Origin of the sequence: Kitasatospora sp. NPDC059571 (genome assembly GCF_042735675.1) — a bacterium.
Lineage (GTDB): Bacteria > Actinomycetota > Actinomycetes > Streptomycetales > Streptomycetaceae > Kitasatospora.
Genome location: NZ_JBHWBW010000525.1, coordinates 2,914 through 5,259, shown reverse-complemented (window position 1 = coordinate 5,259; position 2,346 = coordinate 2,914). Strand labels below are relative to the sequence as shown.

At 79.1% G+C, this 2,346-nt stretch carries 3 protein-coding genes; all 3 read right to left on the bottom strand.

The annotated features are described in order from the left end of the window. Positions 1-212 precede the first annotated feature (212 nt). The 3 genes from ACFV0G_RS34670 to ACFV0G_RS34660 all read right to left on the bottom strand — a co-directional run bounded on the left by ACFV0G_RS34670 (position 213) and on the right by ACFV0G_RS34660 (position 2,317). A complete protein-coding gene (locus ACFV0G_RS34670) occupies positions 213-1,532 on the bottom strand; it encodes an amidase family protein (RefSeq protein WP_380556558.1) in 1,320 nt (439 codons plus the stop codon). A gap of 47 nt (positions 1,533-1,579) precedes the next feature. After that, a complete protein-coding gene (locus ACFV0G_RS34665) occupies positions 1,580-1,810 on the bottom strand; it encodes a hypothetical protein (protein ID WP_380556556.1) in 231 nt (76 codons plus the stop codon). A gap of 78 nt (positions 1,811-1,888) precedes the next feature. Next, positions 1,889-2,317, bottom strand: coding sequence for a hypothetical protein (locus ACFV0G_RS34660; protein WP_380556560.1), 429 nt, complete (start codon positions 2,315-2,317; stop codon positions 1,889-1,891). Positions 2,318-2,346 lie beyond the last annotated feature (29 nt).

Sequence of the window (2,346 nt, the reverse complement as noted above, 5' to 3'; positions counted from 1 at the left end):
GGGCGGTCCCACGGGGCCGCCCGCCGTCGCCGTACCCGCCCAGGAGCTGTCTTCACAGGGCACTCGGGTGGTCGATTCAGGGGCGCGTGGGGCACCTCCCGGCCGAAGGCCGGGGGAGAACAGCGCAAATCGGATGCGGGCCACCGTGCGGACCAGGGGTGCGCCGGATTCGTCAGCAGCACCACTCCCGGACTGCACAGTTCCCCGCGCCCCTATGTGGCATCCGTACGCCTTGAGGGCACGTCCTGGGGCTTGGCCCGGAGCCTGCGCTCGACGACGGCCGCGTGCGCGAGCAGCAGTTCGTCCGCGCCCGCGGCCCCGACGAGCTGGAGGCCCAGCGGGAGGCCGCCGAGGGAGCCGGCCGGCAGCCCCACCGCGGGCAGGCCGGCCAGGCTCCAGGGCAGCGACATCACCGGATCGCCGGTGGACTCCAGTCCGCGCGGGGCCGGGCCGGTGGCGCCGGGCGTCACCCAGGCGTCCACGCCGAGCTCCGCGGTGCGCTCCGCCAACCGGCGGCGGAAGTCGGCGCGGGCGGCGAGCGCGGCGGTGTAGTCGGCCCGGTCGATGCGCCGGCCCTGCCGGATCACGGCCGCCGTCTCGGGGCGGTAGAGCCCCCCGAAGCGGTCGAACAGCTCGGCGTGCACCTGCGCCAGCTCGTACCGGGCGATCGTCCGCAGTTGGTGGCCGACGGCCGCGAAGTCGCCGAACGGGTCCAGCCTGCGCACCGTCAGGCCGAGTCCGGCGACGGTGCGTTCGAAGGCCTCCAGCGCCTCGGGGCCGACCTCGGCCGGGTAGGCGCCGACCGGGACGCCGAGCACCGGTTCGCCGGCCGGCCCGACCGGCCGCCAGTCGTCGCAGAGCACGGCGGCGGCCAGGCCCAGGCCCGCGGCGTCGGAGGCGAAGCAGCCGGCGGTGTCCAGCGTCGGCGCGTACGGCAGGACCCCCTCGGCCGGGATCCGGCCGAGGGTGGGGCGGAAGCCCGCGACCCCGCAGTAGGCGGCCGGGCGGATCACCGAGCCGATGGTCTGGGTGCCGATCGCCAGCGGCACCAGGCCGGCGGCCACGGCCGCCGCCGAACCGCTGCTCGAACCGCCCGGGGTGTGGGTCGGGTCGTGCGGGTTGCGGGTGGGCCCGGGGGCCAGCACGGCGAACTCGGCGGTCGCCGTCTTGCCGGCGATCAGAGCCCCGGCGGAGCGCAGCCGGCCGACCAGCGGGGCCTCGGGCCCGGCGAGCACCCCGGGCGGCAGCGCGGATCCCGCGTGGGTCGGCAGCCCGTCGACCCGCACCACGTCCTTCACCCCGACCGCCACCCCGAACAGCGGCGGGCGGTCGGCCGGGTCCGGGTGGCGGCGGGCGAGTTCCGCCGCCTCGGCGGCCAGCCGGTCGTGCCGCCCCGGCTCCGGCACGAAGGCCCGCAGGCCCGGGTCGACCAGCTCGATACTGCGGCACAGCCGCTCGACGTGCTCCCCCAGCGGCGGGTCGCCGGCCCGCAGCCGGGCGGCGGCCGCCCGCAGCGACGCCAGGGGCTCCACGGCTCCGGCTCAGGGACCGTCGGGCCGGGCCGGCCGGGGGAGCGGGGTCATTCGTGCTCGCCCGGCACGTACGGCGACTCGCGCAGGAACATCGCGCCGCAGGTGTGGCAGTTGAGGCGCGGGGTGCGGTCCCACATGCTCGGGTCCTGCCCCGGCGCCCCGGCGTCCAGCTCGCGGCCGCAGAGGGCCACCGCCTCCTCGCCGCGCACGATGTGCCAGGTCTTCACTCCGCCGTCCGGGCCGCCGGGCCCGTACTCGGCGCGCATGCTGTGCATCATGCGGCCCATGCTGCGCCGGGGCCGCGGAGGCGGCAATTCGGGCGCTCCGGCCGGCGGCGGCCGGGCCCGGGCGGCGGTTCAGGAGGCCGCCTGGAGCAGCGCGTCGTCCTGCCACTTGAGGATCTTGTCGAAGCTGACGATGGCGCCGCGCAGCGGGTGGTTGCGCAGCTGCACGTGGTCGGTGAGCGCGTGGATCAGGAACAGGCCGCGGCCGGACTCGGCGGCCAGGTCGGGCAGCGCGTCCGGGTCGGGGGTGCGGACCGGGGCCGGGCGTCCGGCGGGCAGGACGTGGGTGTCGTACGGGCCGGGGCGGCCGGCCCGGCGGGGGCGGTGGCCGGCCGGGGCGGGGGCCGGCAGCATCGCCCGGCCGCGGCGGCTGCGGCAGCGCCGGGGTGCGGGGCGGTCGGCGAGGGGGGCGGGCCGGACGGCGGGGGGCGGTTCCGGGGCGGCGGGGGGCGGGGGGGGGGGCGGCAGCCGCCCCCGGGCGGGGTAGAGGCCCCAGAGCACCCCCCCGGCGCCCCCCGGGGCGTGGGGCT

Coding starts and splice junctions, on each gene's coding strand:
- ACFV0G_RS34665 (WP_380556556.1), bottom strand. CDS start 1,810: ATGATGCACAGCATGCGCGCCGAGTACGGGCCCGGCGGCCCGGACGGC.